Genomic DNA, 19,370 nt, shown 5'->3' with positions numbered 1-19,370 from the left:
CCGTCAGGCGTGGCGCGTCAGCTCAGGGACGCCAGCACCTCGTTCCACGTGGCCGACGGGCGCATCGCCGCGGCCGCCTTGGCCGGGTCGGGCTGGTAGTAGCCGCCGATGTCGACGGGCTTGCCCTGGGCCGCGATCAGCTCCTCGACGATCTTCTGCTCGTTCGCGGTGAGAGTCTCGGCGAGCGGGGCGAAAGCCTTCGCCAGGTCCGCGTCCTCGGTCTGCGCCGCCAGCTCCTGCGCCCAGTACAGGGACAGGTAGAAGTGGCTGCCGCGGTTGTCGATGCCGCCGACGCGACGGGTCGGGGACTTGTCCTCGTTGAGGAAGGTCGCCGTGGCGCGGTCGAGGGTGTCGGCGAGGACCTTGGCGCGGGCGTTGCCCGTGGCCGTGGCGAACTGCTCGAGGGAGGGCACGAGCGCGAAGAACTCACCCAGGGAGTCCCAGCGCAGGTAGTTCTCCTTGACCAGCTGCTGCACGTGCTTCGGGGCGGAGCCGCCGGCGCCCGTCTCGAACAGGCCGCCGCCCGCCATCAGCGGGACGACCGACAGCATCTTGGCGCTGGTGCCGAGCTCCAGGATCGGGAACAGGTCGGTGAGGTAGTCACGCAGCACGTTGCCGGTCACCGAGATGGTGTTCTCGCCGCGGCGGATGCGCTCCACCGACAGCTTGGTCGCCTCGACCGGGGCGAGGATCCGGATGTCCAGGCCCTCGGTGTCGTGCTCCGGCAGGTAGGCGTTGATCTTGGCGATCAGGTTGGCGTCGTGGGCGCGGGTCTCGTCCAGCCAGAACACCGCCGGGTCGCCGGTGGCGCGGGCGCGGGTGACGGCCAGCTTCACCCAGTCCTTGATCGGGGCGTCCTTGGTCTGGCAGGCGCGGAAGATGTCACCCGCGGAGACCGTCTGCTCGATCACCACGTTGCCGGCCTGGTCGACGAGGCGGACCGTGCCGGTGGTGGGGATCTCGAACGTCTTGTCGTGGCTGCCGTACTCCTCGGCCTTCTGCGCCATGAGGCCGACGTTCGGGACGGAGCCCATGGTCGACGGGTCGTAGGCGCCGTGGGCACGGCAGTCGTCGATCACGGCCTGGTAGACGCCGGCGTAGCTGGAGTCGGGCAGCACCGCGAGGGTGTCGGCCTCCTGGCCGTCCGGGCCCCACATGTGGCCGGAGGTGCGGATCATGGCCGGCATGGAGGCGTCGACGATGACGTCCGACGGGACGTGCAGGTTGGTGATGCCCTTGTCGGAGTCCACCATCGCCAGCTCCGGGCCCTCGGCGAGCTCGGCGTCGAAGGAGGCCTTGATCTCGGCGCCCTCGGGCAGGCCCTCCAGGCCCTTGTAGATGCCGCCCAGACCGTCGTTCGGGGTCAGGCCGGCCGCGGCGAGCTTGTCGCCGTACTGCGCGAACGTCTTCGGGAAGAAGGCGCGTACCACGTGACCGAAGACGATCGGGTCGGAGACCTTCATCATCGTGGCCTTGAGGTGCACGGAGAACAGCACGCCCTCGGCCTTGGCCTTGGCGACCTGCGCGGTCAGGAACTCGCGCAGCGCGGCCACGCGCATCACGGAGGCGTCGACGACCTCGCCCTCGCGGACCGGCACGGACTCGCGCAGGACCTTGGTGGTGCCGTCGTCGCCGACCAGCTCGATCCGCAGCGAACCGGCCTCGGAGATCACGACGGACTTCTCGGTGGAGCGGAAGTCGTTCTCGCCCATGGTCGCCACGTTGGTCTTGGACTCGGAGGTCCAGGCGCCCATGCGGTGCGGGTGGTTCTTGGCGTAGTTCTTGACCGAGGCGGGGGCGCGGCGGTCGGAGTTGCCCTCGCGCAGGACCGGGTTCACGGCGGAACCCTTGACCTTGTCGTAGCGGGCCTGGATCTCCCGCTCCTCGTCGGTCTTCGGGTCGTCCGGGTAGTTCGGCAGCGCGTAACCCTGCGCCTGCAGCTCGGCGACCGCGGCCTTGAGCTGCGGGATCGACGCCGAGATGTTCGGCAGCTTGATGATGTTGGCCTCGGGCGTCTTGGCCAGTTCGCCCAGCTCGGACAGGGCGTCCGGGATGCGCTGGTCCTCGGTCAGGTACTCCGGGAAGACCGCGATGATGCGCCCGGCCAGCGAGATGTCCCGCGTCTCGACGGAGACACCCGCCTGTGAGGCGTACGCCTGGACCACCGGCAGGAAGGAATACGTCGCCAGGGCCGGGGCCTCGTCAGTGTGTGTGTAGATGATGGTCGAGTCAGTCACCGGGTGCTCCGCTCCACGTCTGCAACATTGCTCGACATCAAGATATCTCGTGTGCGACCACGACTCGACAGGGGACCGCACACACGTCCAGAGGATCGGCCCGGGTACCGCTTCCCGGGCAACCGGATTGCCCGTGCGTGCGGTCAGGAAAGTGATCGCCCACTGATCCGGCGACTGACCGGCGACCGGCCCGACCACCCGGCCGCCCCTGCGGAAGCGGACCATGAGATATCGCACCAGAGTGACGGCCCCGGCGGCCGCCCTGTTCGGCACCGCGGCGGCCCTGACGGGGGCACCCTCGGCCCACGCGGCGGGCGCGGGGAGGACCGACGGCCCGGACGGCACCCCGGCCGCCGAGACCCTCGGCGACCCCGTCTTCCCGGGCCTCGGCAACGACGGCTACCGCGTCTCGGCCTAGCACCTCGATCTGGCCTCTGCGGCTTCCTGCGGGAGTGGCTGTACGGCACGACGACACCGCGGATGCCCGGCCACCCGGACTGGACGGTCACCCCGGCGACACCGACCCTGGCCAGGCCGCACAGCCGGACGGACGGGCACTACCACGACAACTCGGCGACGCTCTGACGCCGGGGTGGGCTCAGTCGAGGCGGGCGGAGTGCACGTGGGGCACTCCCTCCGCCTCCTCGGCGGTGCGCTGCTGCGGGATCACCACCGCGCCCTGCTGCAGCGCCACCGTCCGCGCGGGCGCCGGGATGCGGATGCCCTCCTCGCGGTAGCGCCGGTGCAGCCGCTTGATGAACTCGTGCTTGATCCGGAACTGGTCGCTGAACTCACCGACGCCCAGGATCACCGTGAACCCGATCCGGGAGTCGCCGAAGGTGTGGAACCGGACCAGCGGCTCGTGATCGGGGACGGCACCGGTGATCTCCGTCATCACCTCGGCGACGACGTCCATGGTCACCCGCTCGACGTGGTCCAGGTCGCTGTCGTAGGCGACTCCCACCTGCACCAGGATCGTCAGCTGCTGCTCGGGACGCATGAAGTTGGTCATGTTCGTCTTCGCGAGCTCCCCGTTGGGGATGACGACCAGGTTGTTGGAGAGCGCGCGGACGGTCGTCTGACGCCAGTTGATGTCTTCGACGTAGCCCTCCTCACCGCTGCTGAGCCGGATGTAGTCGCCGGGCTGGACGGTCTTGGAGGCGAGGATGTGGATGCCCGCGAACAGGTTGGCGAGGGTGTCCTGGAGAGCCAGGGCGACCGCGAGACCGCCGACACCGAGGGCGGTGAGCATGGGCGCTATGGAGATGCCCAGCGTCTGCAGCACCACCAGGAAGCCGATCGCCAGGACCAGCACCCGGGTGATGTTCACGAAGATCGTGGCCGACCCCGCGACACCGGAGCGGGACTGGGTCACCGTCCGCACAAGACCCGCGATCACCCGGGCCGCCGACCCGGTCACCACGAGGATGAACACCACCGTCAGCACCTGGTTGACGTTGTGCTGAACGGTCCGCGTCAGCGGCAGCACCCCGCCCGCGGCCGCGGCGCCTCCCAGGACGGCGCCCCACGGCACGACGGTGCGCAGCGCGTCCACGATGACGTCGTCGCCGCTCCAGCGGGTGCTGTCGGCCTTCTTGCCCAGCCAGCGCAGCAGCATCCGCAGCAGGAAGGCGCTCAGCGCTCCGGTGGCCAGGGCGACTCCGGCGATGACCAGGTCGTCCAGGGTCAGCGCGCGTGTCACCGGTCACCTCCGGGAAGACGTTTCGCGGCCAATGCGTCGGCCGACGGCCGGATGTGAAGTCTCGTCACGTAGTCACCTGCTCGAATCTGGGGTGTGCGGTCGCGCGGGCCCGTGAACCGGCGCGACCGTTCATAGTGCCGTATCCAGAACATGAGTTCGTACCGGGCCGGTTGCCTTCGGCAGGCTGTCACCGACAGTCAGATGACCTTCCACCGCACCAGCGCCCCCAGCGTCAACGCCCCCGGCACCAGCGGCAGCCACACCGTGATGATGCGGTACGCCAGGACCACCGCCGTGGCCACGGCGGCCGGGCCGCCCGCCGCGACCAGGGCCATGATCAGGGCCGCCTCGACCGAGCCGATGCCGCCGGGGGTGGGGACCAGGGCGACGGCGACCGTGGCCGCCAGGTAGGCGACCGCCATGTGCGCGGGCGGCACGGGCAGGCCCAGAGCCTGTCCCACCGCGGCGAGGCCGGTGGCCTGGAGGGCGGGGAAGGCGAGGGAGCCGCCCCACAGGGCGAGCGCCCGGGAGGGGCGTGTGTGGACCGAGCGGGCCTCACCGAGCGCGGTGCGCAGGAACGAGCGGACGGCCGTACGCACCCGCCGTACCAGTGTCAGAACCGTCACCGCCACGAGCGCGACGGCGGCGAAGGCGAGCAGCAGCGGGCCGAACGCCTCCTCGGGGACGAGCGTGCCGAGCCGCAGCGCGTCGGGGAAGGCGAGCAGCAGCACGGCCAGCAGACCCACCCGGCCCACGCTCTCCGCGAGCAGATACAGGGCGAGGGCCGCCGAGGAGCGCGCCAGCGGCACTCCGCACACCGTCATGAACCGCAGGTTGACCGCGCTCGCGCCCACGCCGGTGGGCAGCAGATGGTTGGCCGCGCCCGCCGCGAACTGCGTGGCGAGCAGCCGGCGTCTGGGCAGCCGCTCCATGACCGCGCCCTGCCGGGTGAAGGACGCGGCGACCCAGGTCAGACAGGTCGCGCAGACCGCGGCCAGCAGCCATGGCCACTCGGCGGTCCGCAGATGACCGAAGCCCTCGGCCAGCACCGAGCGGTGCTGGACCGCGACCGCGGTGACGAGCAGAAGCGGGAGCAGGCACAGGATCTGGCGGACGGGGACGCGCCGCCGTTCGGGGAGGGATACCGCTGTCACATCGGGACAGGGTGTCGGCACCACGCCAACGACGGGTTGCGGGAGCGGGGACGGCTCATTGCGTGCGGTCATCGGGTCCTTCGCGCGAGGGGACGGTCTGCGGGGATTGACCTCAATGATGCTTGAGGTCCTAGGTTCTCCTCCATGAGCATCGAGACCACCGCCTGGACGCAGCTGCACAGCGTCATGAACGCCCAGCAGGAACGCCGTCCCTTCAACGCCGCGACCCTGCGTCGCATCGGCGCGTTCGCCCGCCCGCACCGCCGCCGGATCGCGTTCTTCGTCGTGCTCGGGGTGGTGACCGCACTGCTCGCCGTCGCCACCCCGGTGCTCGCCGGGCGCGTGGTCGACGCGATCGTGTCGGACGGCGACGAGGGCACGGTCGTACGGCTGGCGCTGCTCATCGCGCTCATCGCGGTCGCGGAGGCCGCGCTCGGGATCTTCGCCCGACGGCTGTCGGCGACGCTCGGCGAGGGGCTCATCCTCGATCTGCGCACGGCTGTGTTCGATCATGTGCAGCGCATGCCGGTGGCGTTCTTCACACGCACTCGTACGGGAGCGCTGGTCAGTCGTCTCAACAACGACGTCATCGGCGCGCAACGGGCCTTCAGCAACACCCTCTCCGGGGTGGTCAGCAATCTGGTCACGCTGCTGCTGACGCTCGCCGTCATGCTCACCCTGTCCTGGCAGATCACCCTGCTCGCCCTGGTGCTGCTGCCCGTGTTCGTGGTGCCGGCCCGTCGCATGGGCAGCCGCATGGCCGGGATGCAGCGCGAGGCGGCCGCCCTCAACGCGTCGATGGGCACCCGGATGACCGAGCGGTTCTCCGCGCCCGGCGCCACCCTGGTCAAGCTGTTCGGACGGCCCGAGGAGGAGTCGGCCGAGTTCGCCGCCCGCGCCGGCCGCGTCCGGGACATCGGCGTGCGCACCGCGACGTCCCAGTCCGTCTTCATCACCTCCCTCACCCTCGTCTCCTCGCTCGCCCTCGCCCTCGTCTACGGCCTCGGCGGCTGGTTCGCCCTGCGCGGCAGCCTGGAGCCGGGCGCCGTCGTCTCCCTCGCACTGCTGCTGACCCGCCTCTACGCGCCGCTCACCGCGCTCGCCGGGGCGCGCGTGGAGGTGATGAGCGCCCTCGTCAGCTTCGAACGGGTCTTCGAGGTGCTCGACCTCAAGCCGCTCATCGAGGAGAAGCCGGACGCCCGCGAGGTGCCCGAGGGGCCGGTCGCGGTCGAGTTCGACAACGTCCGCTTCGGCTACCCCGCCGCCGACAAGGTCTCCCTCGCCTCCCTGGAGGAGGTCGCCACCCTCGACACCCGGGGCGGCGCCGAGGTCCTGCACGGCGTCTCCTTCCGCGCCGAACCCGGCCGGACCGTCGCCCTCGTCGGCTCCTCCGGCGCCGGCAAGTCGACCGTCGCCCAACTCCTGCCGCGCCTCTACGATGTCGACGAGGGCGCCGTCCGCATCGGCGGCGTCGACGTCCGCGACCTGAGCGCGGCCTCCCTGCGCGGCACCCTCGGCATGGTCACCCAGGACGGCCACCTCTTTCACGACACCGTCCGCGCCAACCTGCTCCTCGCCCGCCCCACCGCCACCGAGGAGGAGCTGTGGGACGCCCTGCTCCGCGCCCGCCTCGACGATCTCGTACGCTCCCTGCCCGACGGTCTGGACACGGTGGTCGGTGAACGCGGCTACCGGCTCTCCGGCGGCGAACGGCAGCGCATGACCATCGCCCGCCTGCTCCTCGCCCGCCAGCGCGTCGTCATCCTCGACGAGGCCACCGCCCACCTCGACAACACCTCGGAGGCGGCCGTCCAGGAGGCGCTCGCGGAGGCACTGGAGGGCAGGACGGCCGTCGTCATCGCCCACCGCCTGTCCACGGTCCGCACCGCCGATCTCATCCTCGTCGTCGAGGAGGGCCGCATCGTGGAACGCGGCACCCACGAGGAACTGCTCGCCGCCGAGGGCCGCTACGCGCAGCTGTACCGGACGCAGTTCGAACAGCGGTCCGCGGGCGAGGCGGAGGCGCCCGTGGCGGGGTGAGGCGACGGGACCCCCGGGCGGGCGGCACCCCGCGCGGCCCTGCGGCGTCGGTGACGAAACGACGTACACCTTGCTCGCGAAGCGCGGGGCCCGACAGACCGGACCCCGCACGAGAGGGTGCTCACGATCCCTCGTACCTCGTACCTCGTGGCTACGGCTTGTCGAGCACCGTCCCCGTCAGCACCGGACCGTCGGGCAGCGGCTCGGCGTGGCGGTCGGTCAGCGCGAGGCGCATCGACTCGGTGGGCTCGGCCGCCCGATCCCGCACGATCGGCACGACGAAGTCCACGCCGGTACTCCCGGGAGGGATGTTCAGCCACACCCACAGGCGCGCCTCGGACAGCGGCCGCTCCGGGTCGGGCACGTCACCGGACGAGTCCTTGAGCCACTGCGGGTCGACGTCCTTGGTCGACAGCTCGGCGCCCTCGGTGACGGGAAGCACCCGCACCGGTTGCCAGATGTCCACCGCCGTGGGCACGTCCACGGACATACGCCAGGTCAGCGTCTCGCCCTCGGTCACCCGGTCCTTGACCGGCGACAGGGTGATCACCTGCTCGGGGTCGTCGTTCTCGACGGTGACCCCGCCCCGGTACCGGCCGACGACGGCGCCCCGCACGGCCTTGACGGCGATGTCGTGCTCCACGTCGTCGCCGTAGGCCGTGTCGCCCTTCACCTCGACCGGCACGTCGACCGCGTCGCTGCCGGGCCGTACGGTCACGAGCCTGCTCTCGGCCCGGCCGCCGTCCGGGTCGAGGACATACACGCGGACCTGCCCGCTGCCGTGCCCGGAGATCTCGACCGGGACCCGGTAGGTGCGGGTGCCCGAGTCGCCCTCCTTGACGATCGTGCGGCCCACGTCGACACGCGGCAGCGCGGCCGCCTGCACTGCCGGAGTGCCGGGCGCCCAGCCCCATGCGTCCATCAGCCAGGCCCGCCCGGACCGCGAACGGGGCGTCAGATCCAGGGACTTGACATGCCTGAGATCGAGTCCGGCCCGGGTCGCGGCCGACAGCGGGACGCGCAGCTCCTGCGCCCAGTAGGACGCGGTGGCGGCGGAGCCCGGCAGCCCCGCCACCTCGACCCGGCCCAGCGTGACCCGGCGGTTCCGCGAGTCGGTGACGGACACGTCGAACTTGGTGCCGGTGGTGTTCGGCGGGACGAAGACCCTCAGCGCGAGCTTCTGTGAGCCGCGCAGGGAGAGCGGCTCGGCCGGAGTGATACGCGCGGCCCTACCCGGTGCCGACCACTTCAGGTCCACCGCGCCGCGGCCGGTCTCCTGTTCCGTCTCCCAGGAGGCGAAGTGCGGGGACGACCCGGGGGTCTCCGGGTCCAGGCAGGCCACGGCCGGGTCCGGGTCGATCGCCGAACACAGCCGGGCGCCGCTCACCTTCGCCCCGCCGTCCGGCAGGAAACCACCGTCGCGGCGGCCGCCGACCGCGTGGGTCAGCACCCGGGCGGGGTCCGCGGACGGGGCCCGCTTTCCGGAACCGTCGAGCAGCGGACGCACCCGGTCGTCCCCGGCGAGGAAGAGCCGGGCCGCGGCGGCGATGTACGTGGCGCCCGCCTTGTGCTGCTGGGCGGCGTTCAGCCGGGTCGCGGCACCCGGCGCGCACACCGGGTCCGGCTGCTCCGGGTCGTCCCGGAAGTCGTCCCTGGCCGGTGCGACGGCCTCGCCCGGGGTCCACTCGCTGTTGAAGTAGTTGTGGTTGGCGCCGACGAGGTAGACCGCGCTGTGCAGTGCCGTGCCCCGGCTGATCCCGCGCGTCCCGTCGACGAAGTCCTCGCCCTGCAGGTCCGACACGTCGCCGTCGCAGCCCGGCAGCAGCGTCACCGACGGCACGTCGGCGACCGGGTTCCGGCCGTAGATCGTCGGGCCGATGAGCACGGTCCCGCGCACCTTCCAGCGCACCGGGCCCCGGTAGCCGTCCTCGGCGGCCTGCGGCGGGTAGAGGCTGTCCATGGCGGCCCGGTTGACGCCCTCGCCACCGCGCGAGTGGCCGACGAGCAGGACACGGGAGAGGTCCGCCTTCGCCGCCGCGCGTACGACGGCCGGGGCCAAGGAGCGATGGGTGCTCCAGTCGGCCCAGCGGGCGAGGTGCTGCCGTACCAGCGAGGAACGCGCCTGCGCCCCGGCGTCCTCGGTCTCCAGGTCCTGGGCGTTGATGCCGTTCGCCGAGATCGACACCGTCACATAGCCCTGGGAGGCCAGCAGTTGCTGGTCGCGCAGATGGCCCAGGTGGCTCGGGATCGGCTTGTAGCCGTCCGCACAGGGCCAGTCGCCGGTCACGTCGTCCTCGGAACCCGGCTTGTAGCAGGTGCCGTGGCGGCCGTGCAGGAACAGCGCCAGCGGCCGGCTGCCGGTGGCACCCTTCGGCGCCACCACCTCGGCGGTCATCTCCACCGGGGTGGCGTACCCGGGCAGGCGCACCGGATCGAGGTCGTACTCCCCGGTGACCGTGCGGTACGGGCCGGGTCTGCCCGGATCAACGCCGTTCGCCGGCGCCTGCGCGGGCATCCGTGCCACGCGCGAGCCGGACCTGTGCGTGTCGTCGGCCGCCGTGTCCAGTCGGCGTCCCGCGGCCGTCACTTGGAGATGCTTCAGCTGCTTGGGCCGCGTCTCGCCGAGGGCGAGCCGGAAGGTCCGCCCGTCCCTCGCCGGCTTCGGTACCCCGAGCAGCCGGTCACCGGTACGGAACTCGACCCGCGCGTCCCCCATGGGAACGGCCTTCGGCGCGCGCCAGACCAGCTCACGCGTCCCGCCCTCCCCGTCGATCCGCCACCCCGGTGGGAACGGGTTGTCGTCCGTCGCGCGTAACGGCTCCACCGCGTGCGGCTGCTCAGCCTGTGCCGGTCCGGGCGAGCCCGCCAGGGCCGCCAGCACCGTCACGGCGGTCACACATATTCGCCGGGCACGGATCAATGATCCACTCCTCAGAACCCGAGCGCAGACGTCCCGTCGGTCCCGGGCGTCTCTCGCGTCACCTAGGACGCGGGGTGGGTGTCTGGGGGTTGTCTGCCGTTGGTGTGGTCGATGTCGGCGTCGTCGACGCCCGATCAGGGCTTGTTTCTCCTGCCTGTCGTGCGCGGGAGAGCGTGGAAACGCGGGCTCGATGGGCCGGGGGTGTCATGGGCCGTAATTCATGCCGCCGGTAACTTGACGAGAATGAGGGGCAGTTGAGAAAGCGGTGTGCGCGAGCGCGTCGGAGGGGGATTGACCGACAAGTGGGCGCGAGGAGATGGGAACTGAGGGTCCTCGGGCCGCCGGACGTGCGTTTCGCCGGGCGGTCGGGGCCGGTGGGGGAGCCAGGCAGCGTGCCGTGCTGTCGGTGCTGCTCCTCGGCCGGGGGCGCATGGTGCCGACCTCGTCCTTGGTGGACCGGGTGTGGGAGGGCCGCGAACCGGCCAGTGCCGTCAACACCCTGCAGGGTTACGTGTCGAGGCTGCGCGCCGTGTTCTCCTCGCCGGTCGAGGGCCGGGCGGACGCGTCACCTGGCTCCGCGACCGCACCCCGAGCGACCCCGTGCAGAAGGAGGTGGTGGCCGCGGGGGGCGGTGTCGATGTCCTGGACAACCGCCCCGCGCCCGACGATCCCTCACCGCCGACCACATCGTCTGCGTCCCGCGAGATCGTCCTCATGGACGACTTCGTCCTCCTCACCGACGAGGCGGGGAGGATGCACGCCTGCGGAAGGTCGTCCAGGGAAAGATCAAAGAGGCCCTGCGCAAGCAACTGGGCGGCTTCTGAGCCCGGAACTCTTTCACGCACCGGCACACGCCTACCGCCCCAGCAGTTCCGTGCGCAGTTCGAGCGGAGTCGCTCCGTGCCACCGGCGCACCGCCCGCCGCAGTGCGCTGGCGTCGGCGAAGCCCGCCTGGCGCGTGATGTCACGGAGCGTCAGTTCCGGTCGCCGCAGCAGCTGTTCGACCTGCTCGCGGCGCACCCCGTCGACGACCGCCTCGTACGTGGTGCCGCACTCGGCCAGGCGACGGCGCAGGGTGCGTTCGCTGGACGCGTGCCTGCGGGCCTGCTCGGAGAACGAGGGGACGGCCGGGAGGCCCTGCGCGATGGAGATCTCCAGCACCTCGAGCAGCTCCTGCTGGTCGCGCCGGGACGCCATCTGCTCCTCCAGCACATCAAGCGCCGACGCGTAGCTGATGGGGTCCCGCCCCGGCATGGCCGCGCGGGCCCAGCGAGCGGGGATCACCATGCGGTTGCCGGTGGCGGCGAAGCGCAGCGGGCAGCGGAACAGGTCGTCGAACGGTCGTGTGTCGCGCGGGGCGGGGGCGGCGAACTCGACCGCCTGCGGGGCGAACGCGGCGCCGATGCTCAGACGGGTGAGGGTGACGACGCTGGAGTACGCCTCCTCGGTCAGGAAGACGCCGACGGTCGGATCCAGCGCGGGATCCGGCAGATCGGCGCGCAACACGTAGCCGGCGTCCTCCCAGCCGGCCGACCACACCGTCATCGCTCCGGAGAGGTTCTGAAAGCGCACGCCGGTCTCGATGGCGTCCTGAATGGTGTCGGCGGCCATCATGGCGAAGCCGAGCAGCCCCCAGGCGGTCAGGTGCTGCGCCGCGCCCACCCGCAGCCCCAGGTGCTCGTCCCCGGTCAGCTCCACCGCCCGGCGGATCACCTCACTGCCCTGCCGGTAGGAGACCCGTAGCGCGGCGGAGCCCATCACCGTCGGGTCCAGCCCGACCCGGGTCAGCAGTGGCTGGAGGTCGACGCCGTACCCGTCGGCGACCCGGGCGAGGTAGCGGAGGATGTTCGGCGCGATGGTGGCCGAGGTGCTGCGGCTCGTTCCCGCAGACGTGACCGGAGCGGGAGCATCGGGCATCCGCATCCCCTCTCACCAGGGTGTTTCTCGCTTCACTCTAAGCAGCCGGGGCCCCGCCTGTCGCGGGCGTGGCCGCCGGAGCCCCCATTTCGGCCGCTGACGCGCTGCACACGGCCGTTGCGCCCTCCCTACCTTGTGCGCAAACCCGCCATCTCTCGCGAGAAACCCGCCCGCCCCGCCGTCCGTGACGCACGGGACAACCGGCGGGGGAGCGCACGGAACGAAGGCTCACCATGACCGCACCTCTTCAGACCCCGGCTCCGCGACGAGCCGCACGCCGGAGCCCGCTCGCGGCGGCACGTCGGACGGTGGCGACGGTGTTCGCCGCCCAGGGAGCAGCGGTGGCCTCGGTGTCCACCACGGTGCCCGCCGTCAAGGAACGTCTCTCGCTCTCCCCGCTGACGATGACCGTACTCGTCGTGGCCGTCGCGTTGAGCGCGGGCATCGGCAGCTTCGCCGGGCTGACCGTGATCCGACGTCTGGGGCTCGTCGCGGCCATGCGGGCCGCCGTCGTGTCGACCGCCGCGGCTCTGCTGCTGATCGGCTGGGCTCCCAGCCGGCCCGTGGTCGCGGTCTCCTACGGGTTGTTCGGCATGGCGCTGGGCTGCATCGACGTGTCGGCGAACACCCGGGCCTCAGCCGTCGAACGCCACTACGGCCGGAGCGTGTTCGCCTCGTTCTACGCCGCCTGGAGCGCGGCCGGCGTCGCAGCCGCCCTGCTGACCGCGGCCACGGCTCGCCTCGGCTGGCCCGCCCAGTACACCCTGACCGCGCAGGCCGGCCTGGTCCTGGCCCTCGCCCTCACCGTCCGCGCGCACCCGCTGTCCCCCGAGGCGCCATCCGCCGTGCCAGGCCGCGAGGAGACCGTCGCGCTCGGCCGGGGACCGTGGGCCGAGCTCGCCCCGTTCGGCCTGGTCCTCCTGGTCGCCTATGTCATCGACTCCACGGTCTCGTCGTGGTCGACGCTCTACCTCCACCAGACCCTGGACACCGCGCTGTCCCTCGCACCCCTGGCCTACGCGGCCTACCAGGTCGGCACCGTCACCGGGCGGGCCTGCGCCGACCGCCTCGTCCGCACGATCGGCCCGGCGGCCGTGATCCGTGCCGCCACCCTGCTCACCGCCACGGCCATGGCCGGATTGGCGGCCGCCCCCGCCTGGCCGTACGCGGTGCTGGCCGCCGCGTGCACCGGGCTCGGGGTCTCCGCACTCGTCCCCCTGTGCCTCGCCTCCGCCGGACGCCTGCGACCGGGGGCGACCGAAGCGGTCCTGGCCCGTTTGAACGTCTTCAACTACATCGGTGTGCTCGCCGGAGGGGCCGCCAGCGGAATCCTCGGGTCCGCCGGCCACTTCCGACTCGCCTTCGCGATACCCGCCGCACTCGTCCTCGCACTCCTGGCGACGGCACGATCCTTCCGCCTGGCCGCCCAGGCCCCTTCTCTGACCGCACCGGCCATTTCTCGCTGAACGGCGGATGAATAGGTTCCTTCCAGCCCTTCAGGAATGGGACCGCGAACGGCTGGAAAAAGGAACTGGCTCATGGGAAATGTTCAGTACGACACGTGCGTGATCGGGGCGGGGCCTGCCGGCCTGGCGGTCGCCAGAGCCCTGATGGAGCGGAATCTACCGTACACGCATCTCGAGCGTCACACCGGGCCCGGCGGTATCTGGGACATCGACAACCCCGGCAGCCCGATGTACGAGTCGGCCCACTTCATTTCCAGCAGGACACTCTCGGGCTTCGGAGGTTTTCCCATGCCCGAGGAATTCGCCGACTACCCCCCGCACTGGCAGATCCTTTCGTATCTGAAATCGTTCGCCGACGCCTACGGATTGACGGAGCGAATCCAGTTCGGCGTCGAGGTCGAAAGTGTCGAGAAGAACGCCGACGGCACCTGGGTGGTCACCCGGGCCGACGGGCGGCAGACCGTGCACGGCCAGGTCGTGGTCTGCACGGGAGCCCAGTGGCACCCCAACGTCCCGGAGCTGCCCGGGAACTTCACCGGCGAGGTCCGCCATACGGTCGGCTACCGCAGCGCGGAGGAAGTGCGCGGCAAGCGGGTCCTGGTCGTGGGAGCCGGAAACTCCGGCTGCGACATCGCCTGCGACGCGGCCCGCAGCGCGGACCACGCGGTGATCAGCATGCGCCGCGGCTACTGGTTCATCCCCAAGCACCTCTTCGGGCGGCCCGTGGACACCATCGCCAATGACGGACCACACCTGCCGATGTGGCTGGCGCAGCGCGTCTTCGGAACTCTCCTGCGGATCCTCAACGGCGACCCGACGCGCCTGGGCCTCCCGAAGCCGGACCACAAGCTCTTCGAGACCCACCCCGCGATCAACTCGATGCTGATCCACCACCTCCAGCACGGCGACATCACCGCCAAACCCGGGATAGCCCGCACCGACGGCAGGACGGTCCACTTCACGGACGGCACCCGCGACGACTTCGACCTGATCCTGCTGGCCACCGGCTACGTCCACAAGGTGCCGGTCGCGCAGAAGTACTTCGGCGACGAGCAGCACCCCGACCTGTACCTGTCGTCGTTCTCCCGCGAGCACACGGGCCTGTGCGGAGTCGGCTTCGTCGAAACCAACTCCGGCGCCTACCGGCTCTTCGACACCCAGGCCCAGCTGATCGCCGGGCACATCCACGACGCGGGGCAGGGGCTGCCGAACGCGGAACGCTTCGCCGGCCTGATCCGTACCGACCGCCCGGACCTCTCCGGCGGCATCAAGTTCGTCGACTCACCCCGGCACACCGGATACGTCGACAGCGCCGCCCTCGTGAAGCACCTTGCCAGGATCGCCGCCGAGATGGGCTGGCGGACCGAAGGCCGGCCGCCGCGCGTGCGGTCCCTGCGGGGCGTGGAGGCGGTGTCGTGAGCGGCTTCGACTTCCGTGACAAGGTCATGCTGGTGACCGGCGGCGCCGGCGGGATCGGCAGCGCGATGTGCCGCCGCTTCGCCGCCGGGGGCGCCAGTTGCGTGGTCGTCGACATCGACGCCGCCCGCGCCAAGCAGGTCGCCGCCGATCTCCCCGGCACCGGCCACACCGCCATCGGCTGCGACCTCGTGGACCGGGCCCAGGTGGAGGACCTCTTCGACCAGGTCGCGCACGCGTACGGTCGCCTCGACGTGCTCGTCAACAACGTGGGAATGACCAGCGCCGAACGCTTCGACGTGCGCAGCGTCGAGAGCATCGAGCAGGAGATCACCCTCAACCTGACCTCGCCGCTGGTCACCACCAGGATCGCGATCCCGCTGCTGCGGGCCTCCCGGGACGCCCGCGTGGTCACCACCGTCTCCCTCGGCGGGATCTTCCCGCTGGGCGAGACCCCGATCTACACGGCCTCGAAGTTCGGACTGCGCGGGGCGATGCTCGCCCTCGGGCTCGACCTGAGGAGCAAGGGCATCCTGGCCGGGTCGGTGCTGCCATCGGCGACCGACACCCGGATGCTGCGCCAGGAGGCCGTCGACGGCGGGAACTCCATGCAGTTCCAGGACCCGCCGCAGCAGCCCGCCGACGTCGTGGCGGCCGTGGTGGCCCTGCTCGACAAACCCCGCCTGGAGGCCTACCCCCGGACCGGTGAGTCCCGTCTGGTCCGGCTCGCGATGCTGGCGCCGAACCTGCTGCCGAAGCTGTTCCCCCTGTTCCGCCAGAGGGGCGAGCGCGGCATGGCCCGCTACCTCGAGGAACTGCGCCGCCGGGGGCTGGCACGGCACATCGACGGACACTGGGAACTGGTGGAGGAGAAATGACCGCCGTGGAGCGCCCCACCGAGCCGACCGCCGTCGAGAGCCCCACGAGGCGGACCGCCGTCGAGAGCCCCACGAGGCGGACCGCCGTCGAGAGCCCCGGCACGCTGAGCGTCGTCAACCCGGCCACCGGACAGCTGATCACCACTGTGCCGGCCACGAGCGCAGAAGCCGTGACCAAGGCCGCCGAGCGGGCACAGCGGGTCTTCGCATCAGGCGTGTGGTCGCGGCTGCCGGTCCGGGAGCGCGGCGCGGTGCTGCTGCGCCTCGCCGACCTGATGGAACGCGACACCGGGATCCTGGCCCGGATGGACAGCGAGGACGCCGGAAAGCCGATCACGGAGTGCCTCACCGGCGACGTACCCGGTGCCGTCGAGACGATCCGCTGGTTCGCCGAGGCGGCCGACAAGGTGTTCGGCAGGATCGCACCCGGCGGACCGGACGGCCTGGGACTGATGAGCCGGGAACCGGTCGGGGTGGCGGCGGCGATCCTGCCCTGGAACTACCCGCTGGCCATGACCGCGTGGAAGGTCGGTCCCGCCCTCGCCGCGGGCAACTGCCTGCTGGTCAAGCCCGCCGAGGCGACCCCGCGCTCGGCCCTGCACCTGGCCGGCCTCGCCGCCGAGGCCGGCCTCCCCGAGGGGGTGTTCACGGTCCTGACCGGCCATGGCTCCGTCACCGGCGCCGCCCTGGCCCGCAGCCCCGTCGTGGGCGCCCTCTCGTTCACCGGCTCCAACGAGACCGGGCGCCGGATCCTCAAGGACGCGGCCGACACCAACTTCAAGCGCGTCTCGCTGGAGATGGGCGGCAAGAGCCCCCAGATACTGATGGCCGACGCGCTCGCCTACGGCGACGAGCTCATCGACCACATGACCCAGGCCGCGTTCCTGACCATGGGGCAGAACTGCACGGCCGGCTCCCGCGTCCTGGTCCACCACAGCATCGCCGACGAGGTGCTGGACCGGTTCACGACCGCCGCGAAGCGCCTGTTCATCGGCGATCCCGCGGACCCCCGCACCCAGGTGGGACCGCTGATCGACCGGGCGGCCTTCGACCGGGTCGCGGCGGCGGTGGAAGCCGCACGTGCCGGGGGAGCCCGCGTCCACACCGGAGGGCTGCCGCACGGCCTGCCGCAGCGCGGGGCCTACTACCCGCCCACCGTGATCACCCACGCGCCCGACGGCAGCGATGTCCTCACCAGGGAACTGTTCGGCCCCGTCGTCACCGTCCAGACCTTCACCTCCGAGGACGAGGCGCTGTACCTGGCGAACGCCACGGAATACGGCCTCGCCGCATCGGTGTGGACCCGCGACCTCGACACCGCCCTCCGGTTGGCACGCGGCGTCCAGGCCGGCGTGATCTCCGTCAACGCCTACAGCGAGGGCGACATCACCACACCCTTCGGCGGCTGGAAACAGTCCGGGTTCGGCGGCGTGGAGAAATCGACCGACGCCTTCGACCAGTGGACCCGGGAGAAGACGGTCTGGATCCGCACGCGCTGATCCTTCGAGCGGGAGCGAGGCGGGGGAGCGAGGGCCCCGGCGCCGGTGCGCCGGAGCCTACGCCCGCGTCGCGGCCCGGTCGACCGCACGGCTCACTCCGTGTGGATCTCCAGTGCGGCACGCACCGCGGACTCCACGGCGCCCTCGATCCACGCGGGCTTGACGGACGTGTGGTCCCCGGCGAAGTGCAGCGGGCCTTCGCGCGCGGGGATGGCGGGCAGCAATTCCGTGTGCTGCCCGGGCAGGAGCACGGACGCCTCCCCGTAGGCGTAGGGGTCGCGCAGCCAGCTCTGAGTGCGGCCCGCGCCGGTGTAGAAGACCTCGATGCGCCGGCCGTAGACCTGCTGGAGGCCGCACAGGGCGTGCGGGTACCGTGCCTCGTCGTCCAGCGAGTCCCAGCGCAGCGCGTCGTCCGCCCAGCTGTAGGAGGCCAGGACCACACCACCGGAGCTGCCCGGGACCGGGTGGGAGGGGTGGAACATGAACCGGTTGGCGTTGTCCGACACCGATCCTCCGCCCACGACGTCGACCGCCTCCGGCTGGTCGCGTGCCATCGCGCGGTTGGCGGCGTAGTGGGTGCGCTGACCCGCTGTGATGTGCCCGCCGGGCACGGAGGGGTGGGCGCCGAGCAGGCTGCCGTCGGCGGTGGCGCGGCCGGTGCGGTAGGCGTCGTACAGGCCCGGGCGGACGGCGTTCAGCTCACGCTTCCAGTCGGACTCGTCGAACTCCCACCAGCGGCGGCTGAACTCCAGCAGCACCTTGGTCGCGCTGTCGTAGTGCAGTTCGCTCACCGCGCGACGCTTGCCGTACGACATCTGCGGAGCGATCTGGACGTGGCGCAGGCCGGAGAACGGGACCGTGACCACGGCGGCGTCCGCGGTGAACTGCTCGCGTACGACGGGACCGTCGCGGCCCTCGGAGACGGTGTCCACCCACACGTGCGGACCCTTGCTCCGGACGTGCTCGGTGTCCGGCGACGTGCGGTCGGGGTGGTGGTACTCGATGCGTGTCACCCGGCGGTCGAACCGCACCTCCTTGCGCACGCGTTCCAGCAGGGCGTCCGGCAGCACGGCCGTGCCGCCCTCCAACTCGTAGAAGGGCGTGTCGGGGCTGATGAGGGAGGAGCCGATGAAGCTGTGGATGAAGGACAGCGGGAGACGCGACGTGAGGTTCTCCAGCGTGCCGATCAGGTCGATGGTCCGCTCGTCGAACCCGGCGTGCTCGGTCAGGAAACGGAACATCGACCAGTCACCGAACCGCTGCACCACGCGGGCCCAGCCCCGCAGCCGCTCCGGGAGCGGCTTGCCGACCCGCTTGCCCTCGCGGTCGACGTAACTGAACTCGTCGCGCACCGGGTCCAGCGCGGAGCGCAGGATGGCGGCGGCCGGGGTGTCCCAGTGCGCCTTGGGAACGCCGAAGGACCGGTTCACGCGCCGGGGCGCGCGGGCGTAGTCGGCGCGCCGCACGCGGATGCCGTTGACGTGGATCCAGGTGCGGTTGGCGGGACGTCCCTCGCTGTCGACGTCGACGTAGTGGAAGCGCCGCTTCTTCAGGCCGAACTGGTCGATCAGCTCCATCACCAGGGGATGGCTGCCCGGGATGCGCATCGCGCCCGCCTCGGCGTACTGGCGGGGATCGGCGAAGGGCTGTCCGGCGTGTTCGTGGCCGCCGCTGCGGAAGGTCTTGATGCGCCCGCCCGCACGGTTGCCATTGGCCTCCACCACGGTCACCCGGTGACCCGCCCGCTTCAGCAGCAGGGCAGCCACAAGACCGGCCGGACCGGCGCCGATGACCAGGACGTTCTTGGGGCGTGCCCGCCGATGAGCGGGCAACCCCTCCTTGAGGACGCGCTGGTAACGCGGGACGAGGGGGCGGCCGTCGGAGTCCAGTACGAGGAGTGCGCGAGCGACGGCGAGGCACCGCTCGAAGTCGGTGCCACGGCGCTCGGCCGGAGCGGTCGGAGCGGTCGGGGTGGTCGGGGCGGCCGGTGCGGGCAGGGCCGCGGCGGTACCGCCGGTCAGGGCCGTCGCCACCGTGGCCGTGCCGGCCGCCGCCGCGAAGCTCCGCCGGGAGAGACCGCCGTCTGAACGCGCCACCGCGTGATCTTCAGTCATGGCGGCCTTTGTACTGGCGCCCGCCAC

The 19,370-nt window shown here is 71.6% G+C and carries 12 protein-coding genes and 1 pseudogene; 7 read left to right on the top strand and 6 right to left on the bottom strand.

The window, feature by feature from the left end; translation table 11 throughout:
• Positions 1–17: 17 nt before the first annotated feature.
• Positions 18–2,237, bottom strand: a complete 2,220-nt coding sequence (locus IG99_RS29945; protein ID WP_037679265.1) for an NADP-dependent isocitrate dehydrogenase — start codon at positions 2,235–2,237, stop codon at positions 18–20.
• Between the two features lie 223 nt (positions 2,238–2,460).
• Between IG99_RS29945 and IG99_RS46190 the strand changes: the two genes are divergently transcribed.
• Positions 2,461–2,655, top strand: coding sequence for a hypothetical protein (locus IG99_RS46190; protein WP_234312014.1), 195 nt, complete (start codon positions 2,461–2,463; stop codon positions 2,653–2,655).
• Positions 2,656–2,835: 180 nt separating this feature from the next.
• On the opposite strand, the gene IG99_RS29940 is transcribed toward IG99_RS46190, so the two are convergent.
• Both IG99_RS29940 and IG99_RS29935 read right to left on the bottom strand, forming a co-directional pair.
• Positions 2,836–3,939 carry a mechanosensitive ion channel family protein gene (locus IG99_RS29940; RefSeq protein ID WP_037679262.1) on the bottom strand — a complete coding sequence of 368 codons (1,104 nt, stop codon included), beginning with the start codon at positions 3,937–3,939 and terminating at the stop codon, positions 2,836–2,838.
• Between the two features lie 197 nt (positions 3,940–4,136).
• The gene (locus tag IG99_RS29935) at positions 4,137–5,165 is read right to left on the bottom strand and encodes a lysylphosphatidylglycerol synthase transmembrane domain-containing protein (protein WP_078947984.1); all 1,029 of its coding nucleotides are present in this window, start codon (positions 5,163–5,165) and stop codon (positions 4,137–4,139) included.
• A 72-nt stretch (positions 5,166–5,237) separates the two neighbouring features.
• Between IG99_RS29935 and IG99_RS29930 the strand changes: the two genes are divergently transcribed.
• Complete coding sequence (locus IG99_RS29930) at positions 5,238–7,133, top strand: ABC transporter ATP-binding protein (RefSeq protein WP_037679259.1); 1,896 nt, start codon at positions 5,238–5,240, stop codon at positions 7,131–7,133.
• A gap of 151 nt (positions 7,134–7,284) precedes the next feature.
• Here IG99_RS29930 and IG99_RS29925 read toward each other — a convergent pair whose 3' ends face one another.
• Positions 7,285–10,029 carry an alpha/beta hydrolase gene (locus tag IG99_RS29925; protein WP_234312013.1) on the bottom strand — a complete coding sequence of 915 codons (2,745 nt, stop codon included), beginning with the start codon at positions 10,027–10,029 and terminating at the stop codon, positions 7,285–7,287.
• A 340-nt stretch (positions 10,030–10,369) separates the two neighbouring features.
• On the opposite strand from IG99_RS29925, the pseudogene IG99_RS51455 reads away from it, so the two are divergent.
• Positions 10,370–10,582, top strand: a pseudogene (locus IG99_RS51455) (AfsR/SARP family transcriptional regulator); the annotation flags it as partial.
• 326 nt (positions 10,583–10,908) lie between these two features.
• Here the strand turns inward: IG99_RS51455 and IG99_RS29920 are convergent.
• Complete coding sequence (locus tag IG99_RS29920; RefSeq protein WP_037679358.1) at positions 10,909–11,970, bottom strand: AraC family transcriptional regulator; 1,062 nt, start codon at positions 11,968–11,970, stop codon at positions 10,909–10,911.
• Between the two features lie 233 nt (positions 11,971–12,203).
• Here IG99_RS29920 and IG99_RS29915 point away from each other — a divergent pair, with 233 nt between their 5' ends.
• The 4 genes from IG99_RS29915 (at position 12,204) to IG99_RS29900 (ending at position 17,229) form a co-directional block, all read left to right on the top strand.
• Entirely contained in the window at positions 12,204–13,436 is a 1,233-nt protein-coding gene (locus IG99_RS29915; protein ID WP_078947983.1) for an MFS transporter, read from the top strand.
• 72 nt (positions 13,437–13,508) lie between these two features.
• Positions 13,509–14,855 (top strand): flavin-containing monooxygenase, encoded by a 1,347-nt coding sequence (locus IG99_RS29910; RefSeq protein ID WP_199815633.1) that lies wholly within the window; start codon positions 13,509–13,511, stop codon positions 14,853–14,855.
• Complete coding sequence (locus IG99_RS29905; RefSeq protein ID WP_078947982.1) at positions 14,852–15,730, top strand: SDR family NAD(P)-dependent oxidoreductase; 879 nt, start codon at positions 14,852–14,854, stop codon at positions 15,728–15,730. The genes IG99_RS29910 and IG99_RS29905 overlap by 4 nt, the downstream gene beginning before the upstream one ends.
• A complete protein-coding gene (locus IG99_RS29900; RefSeq protein WP_051866059.1) occupies positions 15,727–17,229 on the top strand; it encodes an aldehyde dehydrogenase family protein in 1,503 nt (500 codons plus the stop codon). Before IG99_RS29905 ends, IG99_RS29900 begins: the two co-directional genes overlap by 4 nt.
• 92 nt (positions 17,230–17,321) lie before the next feature.
• On the opposite strand, the gene IG99_RS29895 is transcribed toward IG99_RS29900, so the two are convergent.
• Positions 17,322–19,343: a flavin monoamine oxidase family protein gene (locus IG99_RS29895; RefSeq protein WP_037679254.1), complete on the bottom strand. Its 2,022-nt coding sequence runs from the start codon at positions 19,341–19,343 to the stop codon at positions 17,322–17,324.
• Positions 19,344–19,370 lie beyond the last annotated feature (27 nt).

This window comes from Streptomyces griseus subsp. griseus (genome assembly GCF_000720255.1).
GTDB lineage: Bacteria > Actinomycetota > Actinomycetes > Streptomycetales > Streptomycetaceae > Streptomyces > Streptomyces griseus_I.
The sequence above is the reverse complement of the archived record's forward strand: the minus strand, read 5'-3'. Positions and strand labels throughout refer to the sequence as shown.

Coding starts and splice junctions, on each gene's coding strand:
- IG99_RS46190 (WP_234312014.1), top strand. CDS start 2,461: ATGAGATATCGCACCAGAGTGACGGCCCCGGCGGCCGCCCTGTTCGGC.
- IG99_RS29935 (WP_078947984.1), bottom strand. CDS start 5,165: ATGACCGCACGCAATGAGCCGTCCCCGCTCCCGCAACCCGTCGTTGGC.
- IG99_RS29930 (WP_037679259.1), top strand. CDS start 5,238: ATGAGCATCGAGACCACCGCCTGGACGCAGCTGCACAGCGTCATGAAC.
- IG99_RS29920 (WP_037679358.1), bottom strand. CDS start 11,970: ATGCCCGATGCTCCCGCTCCGGTCACGTCTGCGGGAACGAGCCGCAGC.
- IG99_RS29915 (WP_078947983.1), top strand. CDS start 12,204: ATGACCGCACCTCTTCAGACCCCGGCTCCGCGACGAGCCGCACGCCGG.
- IG99_RS29910 (WP_199815633.1), top strand. CDS start 13,509: ATGGGAAATGTTCAGTACGACACGTGCGTGATCGGGGCGGGGCCTGCC.
- IG99_RS29900 (WP_051866059.1), top strand. CDS start 15,727: ATGACCGCCGTGGAGCGCCCCACCGAGCCGACCGCCGTCGAGAGCCCC.
- IG99_RS29895 (WP_037679254.1), bottom strand. CDS start 19,343: ATGACTGAAGATCACGCGGTGGCGCGTTCAGACGGCGGTCTCTCCCGG.